The organism is Pseudomonas fluorescens, from assembly GCF_000967965.1.
GTDB classification, from domain to species: domain Bacteria; phylum Pseudomonadota; class Gammaproteobacteria; order Pseudomonadales; family Pseudomonadaceae; genus Aquipseudomonas; species Aquipseudomonas grandcourensis.
The window spans coordinates 109779-116000 of the sequence record NZ_LACC01000036.1 but is presented as its reverse complement, the minus strand read 5'-3'; the positions used below and the strand labels follow the sequence as shown (position 1 = coordinate 116000).

Annotated in this window: 5 protein-coding genes; 4 read left to right on the top strand and 1 reads right to left on the bottom strand. The window is 60.6% G+C overall.

The genetic code is table 11. The features are described 5' to 3' along the window. Positions 1 to 170 precede the first annotated feature (170 nt). Positions 171 to 2063, top strand: coding sequence for a penicillin-binding protein 2 (gene mrdA / locus VC35_RS24960; protein WP_046043229.1), 1893 nt, complete (start codon positions 171 to 173; stop codon positions 2061 to 2063). Positions 2064 to 2075: 12 nt separating this feature from the next. Here the strand turns inward: mrdA and VC35_RS24955 are convergent, their stop codons facing one another. Beyond that, complete coding sequence (locus VC35_RS24955; RefSeq protein ID WP_008051112.1) at positions 2076 to 3035, bottom strand: LysR family transcriptional regulator; 960 nt, start codon at positions 3033 to 3035, stop codon at positions 2076 to 2078. Between the two features lie 154 nt (positions 3036 to 3189). Here VC35_RS24955 and VC35_RS24950 point away from each other — a divergent pair, with 154 nt between their 5' ends. Genes VC35_RS24950 through VC35_RS24940 form a run of 3 tightly spaced genes read left to right on the top strand, consistent with a single transcriptional unit; the run spans position 3190 to position 6181 of the window. Further along, the gene (locus tag VC35_RS24950; RefSeq protein WP_046043227.1) at positions 3190 to 4491 is read left to right on the top strand and encodes an MFS transporter; all 1302 of its coding nucleotides are present in this window, start codon (positions 3190 to 3192) and stop codon (positions 4489 to 4491) included. Next, complete coding sequence (locus VC35_RS24945) at positions 4488 to 5243, top strand: class II aldolase/adducin family protein (RefSeq protein WP_046043226.1); 756 nt, start codon at positions 4488 to 4490, stop codon at positions 5241 to 5243. Before VC35_RS24950 ends, VC35_RS24945 begins: the two co-directional genes overlap by 4 nt. Then, on the top strand, positions 5240 to 6181 hold the full coding sequence (locus tag VC35_RS24940; protein WP_046043225.1) for a 2-hydroxyacid dehydrogenase: 942 nt from the start codon (positions 5240 to 5242) through the stop codon (positions 6179 to 6181). The genes VC35_RS24945 and VC35_RS24940 overlap by 4 nt, the downstream gene beginning before the upstream one ends. The last annotated feature ends 41 nt before the right edge of the window (positions 6182 to 6222 follow it).

The following is a 6222-nucleotide window of genomic DNA, read 5'->3' as shown; positions in this document are numbered from 1 at the left end:
GCAGTTGGGGTTTTGTTTTTGCGCTCGAAAAAAGGGCCGAGCCAGCCAAGGTCAATTGTGAAAAAAATCACACAAACCAGGCACCACGCTTTTGGTATGGTGCAGTCCATTTTTAATGGACTGAGTTTGCGCCCACGGATCGGCGTTCTTTTCAAAGAGTTGCTGTACAAGTGCCTGAACCGATACCGATCAAGGACCACGAAAAAGAAACACGCCTGGTCAACAAGAGACTCCTGGCCTGCGCCTTGTTCGTTGCCGCCATTACCTGTGCGCTGGTGGTACGCCTGTACGTCCTGCAAGTGGTCGAGTTCGACTATCACTCGACCATTTCCGAAAACAACCGCGTCCACGTCCTGCCGATTACGCCTACCCGCGGATTGATCTATGACCGCAACGGCGTACTCCTTGCGGACAACCGTCCCAGCTTCAATCTGACCATCACCCGCGAACTCGCCACCGATGTTAAAAGTGAGCTGGACGAGGTGGTCAATCTCCTGCACTTGCCCGCCGAAGACCGCTCGCAGTTCGACAAGGCGATGAAGCAGGCACGTCACCCCTTCGTACCCGTGACATTGTTCTATGAGTTGAGCGAAGAACAGATTGCCGTACTCGCCGTCAACGAGTTCCGCTTGCCGGGCCTCGATGTCGAGCCGCAGTTCGTTCGGCACTATCCATTGGGCGAGCACTTCGCTCATTCGGTCGGCTACGTCGGACGTATCAACGAAAAAGAGTCAAAGGCTCTGGATAACGTCGAGTACCGGGGTACCCAATCCATCGGCAAGACCGGGATCGAAAAATTCTACGAGGCGCAACTGCACGGCCATGTCGGGTATGAGGAGGTCGAAACCAATGCTCAGGGCCGCGTGCTGCGGGTGCTCAAGCACACTGACCCGGTGCCAGGCGAAAACATTGTCCTGAGCCTCGACGTCAAGCTTCAGGAAGCCGCCGAGCAAGCCCTGGGGGATCGTCGTGGCTCGGTGGTCGCGCTGGATCCGTCGACCGGTGAGGTGTTGGCCATGGTCAGCAACCCGAGTTTCGATCCAAACCTGTTCGTCACCGGTATCAGTTCCAAGGAGTACTCCACGCTACGGGACTCCATTGATCGGCCGCTGTTCAACCGTGTGCTGCGTGGTCTCTATGCGCCGGGTTCGACCATCAAGCCGGAAGTGGCAATCGCCGGCCTCGATGCCGGTGTCGTTACGCCACAGACCCGTGTGTTCGACCCCGGTTATTACCAACTGCCGGATTTCGATCACAAGTACCGCAACTGGAACCACAGCGGCGACGGCTGGGTGGATATGGATGCGGCGATCATGCGTTCCAATGACACCTACTTCTATGACCTGGCACACAAGCTCGGTATCGATCGCCTGCACGACTACATGGCCATGTTCGGACTCGGTGAGAAAGTCTCCCTGGACATGAATGAAGAATCCCCCGGCCTGATGCCATCCCAGGCCTGGAAGCGTGCCACCCGTCGTCAGGCCTGGTTCCCGGGCGAGACGGTGATTCTCGGCATAGGTCAGGGCTACATGCAGGTCACGCCGCTGCAGCTGGCCCAGGCCACGGCGCTGATTGCCAACAAAGGCGTGTGGAATCGCCCGCACCTGGCCAAAACCGTGGACGGTGTCGCGCCGGTGGATGAGCATCCGATGCCGAACATCCTGCTCAAGGATCCTCGCGACTGGGAGCAGGTCAACCACGGCATGCAGATGGTGATGCACGATGCCCGCGGGATTGCCCGGGCCGCAGCGGCGGGGGCGCAGTACCGTATTGCTGGCAAGAGCGGTACCGCACAAGTGGTGGCGATCAAGCAGGGCGAGCGTTACAACCGGGAGAAAACCCGCGAGCGTAACCGCGACAATGCCTTGTTCGTCGGTTTCGCCCCGGCCGAGCACCCGAAAATCGTGATTTCGGTGATGATCGAAAACGGCGAGGCCGGTGGTCGCGTCGCCGGACCGGTCGTGCGGGAGATCATGGATGCCTGGCTACTGGATCAGGACGGACACCTCAAGCCGCAATACGCAGCGCCGAGCAAGGCACCAGGCGATCCTCACGTCTGAACTCCCATGGCTTCACAGCACAGGCTCACGGATGCTGAGCATGTGCTGGAAGCTCTCGAGGAACACGGTTTCGGCCTGGCTCATCTTCTGTTCGCGATTCCACAACAGCTGTATATCGAAATCCACCACCCCGTCTTCCGGCGGCAAGCGCCAGAGCAGACCTTGCTCGACATCCCGGCGCACCAGATGGGTGGGCAAGGCACCGATGCCGTAACCTGCGCAGATCAAGCGATAAATTTCTTCGAAACTGGTGGAAGAGGCGACGATCTTGCCAGTGAAGCCTTGTTGGTCGCGGAACAGCGTCAGGGGGGAAAGATTGCCGCCGAGTTGATCGCTGGTGAAGCTGACGAAGTTTTCCGCCGCCAGTTGTTCCAGGGTCAGGTTCTCTTGTCCGAACAGCCGGTGACGCTGGCCACAAAAGTAAGCATAGGTCTCTCGAAACAGTACCCGTTGCTCCAGCCGCGGCTGCGGCAGGCGGCACAGGCCGACGCCGATGGTTGCGGTCTTTTGCAGCAGCGAACTGATGATGTTCGAACTGCCCATCACCTCGACTTCCAGCTCGATTTTCGGGTGGGTTTCATGGAAGTCCGCGAGGAAATCATCGTAATGCCGCGCCTGAACTCCGCTGACGGTGAGGATGCGGATCTTGCCCACCACGTCGTCGTGACGACTCTCAACTACCGTCCCCAGGCGTGAAATATCCCCGTAGATATCTGCCGCTATGCGCAGGACTTCTTCCCCGGTTTCCGTCAGGTCAAAGCGTCGTCCGCTGCGGGCAATCAACACGCATTCCAATTGTTCTTCCAGTCGTTTCAACGCCTGGCTGACCGCCGACTGGGTGATGTGCAGTCGCGCGGCGGCGCGGCTCATGCTGCCTTCCTGGCCGATGACCAGGTAGGTGCGCAGCAGGTTCCAGTCGAGGCGGTCATTGAGAAAGCGCCGGCCGACCCAAGGGTTGGAAGTGGAAGGCATAAAACCTCATGCAGTAGCAGTGCTAATAGTAAAGATAAGAATTTGAAAATTGACTAATCCTGGCATGGAAGCGATAAAGCCCACAAGCGCCACAGAGCGCAATCGTCGCCAGCCTCAACACCTGCCCAAAACTATAAGTACACAGGGTCCTTGCATGCACACTACTCCCCAACCGCGCCGAGCCGCGGCCGCTGCCTTCATTGGCACGACTATCGAGTTCTACGACTTCTACATCTACGCCACCGCGGCGGCGTTGGTCCTCGGGCAAGTGTTCTTCCCCAGTAGCGACCCGGTAATGAGTACTCTCGCTGCATTCGGTAGTTTCGCCGTCGGCTTCATTGCCCGCCCCATGGCCGGGATGGTGTTCGGGCATCTGGGGGATCGTCTCGGGCGCAAGAAAATGCTGCTGGCGACCATGGCCTTGATGGGAATCGCCACCGCGGGTATTGGCCTGTTGCCGAGCTACGCCAGCGCCGGCATCTGGGCGCCCATTGGCCTGATCGCGCTGCGTTTGATCCAGGGCATATCGGTCGGTGGCGAGTGGGGTGGGGCGGTGTTGATGGCCAGCGAGCATGCGCCGGCCAAGCGCAAGACGTTCTATGCGTCGTTCGCCCAGCTCGGCAGCCCGGCCGGTTTGTTGCTGGCACTGATCGCTTTCCGACTGGTGACGTCCCTTGAGCCGGACGAGTTCCTAGCCTGGGGTTGGCGCTTGCCGTTCCTCGCCAGCGGCGTGTTGATGATGGTCGGCCTGTTGATCCGCTCCGGGGTTCACGAGTCGCCGGAATTCGCCAAGGCCAGGGACAACAACGAGACCGCCAAGTACCCGGTGATGGACGTGATCCGCACCTGCTGGCGGCAGATCCTGTTCGCCGCCGCGGCCGTGACCATCGGCTCGGCGGGGTTCTTCTTCACCAACACCTTCATGATCACCTACGTCACCCAATACCAGGGCATTGCCCGTTCGACGATTCTCGATTGCCTGTTTCTGGTGACCGTCATCCAGTTGCTCTCGCAACCGCTCTCGGCGCTGATGGCCGAACGTATCGGTGAAGGTCGTTTTCTCAAGTGGGTCGCGTTGCTGTGCATGGTCACGCCTTACCCGATGTTCCTGCTGGTGGGCACGCAGAACATTGTGTTCATGACTGCCGGCATTGCCCTGGCGGTGGTGATTCTCTCGGCGCTGTACGCGGTGATCGCCGGCTACATGACCCAGGCCTTCCCGGTGCACCTGCGCTACTCGGGCATTTCCATCGCCTACCAATTGGCTTGCGCCGTGGCCGGGGGCACCACACCGCTGATCGGCACCCTGCTGGCCAGCAAGTTTTCCGGACAATGGTTGCCGCTGGCGGTGTTCTTCACCTTGCTCTCGGCCCTGTCCCTGATCGGTGTTTGCGGCCTGGCCCGCCTGCGCGCCAACCCGGTCGTCACCCACGCTGCCAAAGAGGTGTATTCGTGAGTAAACCTGCACACATCGACCCGGTTGAATGGCAAGCCCGTTGCGAACTGGCTGCGCTGTATCGACTGGTCGCGCACTTTCGCATGACCGACCTGATCGACACCCACATCACCCTGCGGATACCGGGGCCTGAACACCACTTCCTGATCAACTGCTACGGGGTGATCTTCGACCGCATGCGCGCCTCGGACCTGGTGCGCATCGATCAGGATGGGCGGGTGGTCGACCCGGAGTACGCAGGCCATCGGGTCAACGCCGCCGGCTTCGTGATTCACTCGGCGATCCACATGGCGCGTCCGGACTTGAACTGTGTGATCCACACTCACACGGCGGCCGGCATGGCGGTCGCGGCGCAGAAGCAGGGCTTGCTGCCGATCAGTCAGCATGCGCTGAAGTTCTACGGCAAGCTGGCCTATCACACCTACGAGGGCATCGCGCTGTCGCTGGATGAGCGCGAGCGCTTGATCGCCGACCTCGGTCCGCACCGGGCGATGATCCTGCGCAACCACGGGTTGCTGGTGGGGGGCTCGGGCGTGGCCCAGGCATTCCAGGAAATCCACTTCCTGGAGCGCGCCTGTCAGGCCCAGGTGCAGGCGCTGGCCGGTGGTTCAGCCCTGCATTACCCGTCACCGGAAGTGTGCGCGCACACCGCCGAACAGTTTGACCGTGATGAGCAGGACAACATCATCGACCTGGCCTGGGAGGCCGCACTGACGTTGATCGAATCCCAGCGCGAGTCTTATTTGTCATGAACGCCGTCATCAATACCGTGGTTCTGCTGTCCCGCGACACTTTGCTGCTCAAGCAATTGCAGGCGGCGTTTGCCCGCAGTGCGCCGCAACTCACCGCCGTGCTAGCCGATGATCCCCGGGCCGCCAATGCGCAGGTGGCGGCGTGCTGGTTTCCCTTGCCGGGCAGTCTCGGCGCATTGCCGAACCTGCAGGTGATTCACTCGGTGGCTGCCGGTATCGATCACCTCGATCACGATCCGTCATGCCCGGACCTGCCGGTTTGCCGTGTGGTCGACCCGGGCCATCGCCAGGGCATGACTGAGTACGTGCGCTGGGCGGTGATTCACTATCACCGCGGTTTTGATCAGGTGTTGTCGCAACAGCGGGAGCAGCGCTGGGAGCGGCCGCTGCAACGGGCGGCGGGGCAGTTCAAGGTCGGAGTAATGGGGCTCGGATCGCTGGGCAGCGCGATTGCTCTGGACCTGGTCGCAGCCGGTTACGACGTGCGCGGCTGGGCACGGCGCAGCAAGGACTTGCCGGGTGTGTGCACGTTCGCCGGGGCTGATGCGTTGCATCCGTTTCTCGACGGCGTCGAGTTGCTGATCAACCTGCTCCCGCTGACCAGCGAAACCCGCGGGATTCTCGGACGAGCCACTTTCGAGCAGCTCGCCAACGGCGCGGCACTGGTCAACTGTGGCCGGGGCGGTCATTTGAACATCGATGACCTCGAACAGGCCTTGGCGAGCGGGCACTTGCGCGGCGCCTTGCTGGATGTCTTCGAACAGGAACCTCTGCCGCTCGAACATCGGCTATGGAATATGCCCGGTGTAACCATCACCCCGCACATGGCTTCGGCGGCTTCCCATGACTGCATTGCCGAGCAAGTGGCGGAGAACTTCCGTCGATTGAATAGCGGCGAACCGTTATTGAACTGTGCGGACCGTCTACTGGGTTATTGAACCCACCGCTATCCAACCAATAAAAAATGCCCTGCGAACTC

What these genes read in the sequence shown, in the direction of transcription:
- VC35_RS24955 (WP_008051112.1), bottom strand. Translation starts at nt 3,035, where the DNA reads ATGCCTTCCACTTCCAACCCTTGGGTCGGCCGGCGCTTTCTCAATGAC.
- VC35_RS24950 (WP_046043227.1), top strand. Translation starts at nt 3,190, where the DNA reads ATGCACACTACTCCCCAACCGCGCCGAGCCGCGGCCGCTGCCTTCATT.
- VC35_RS24940 (WP_046043225.1), top strand. Translation starts at nt 5,240, where the DNA reads ATGAACGCCGTCATCAATACCGTGGTTCTGCTGTCCCGCGACACTTTG.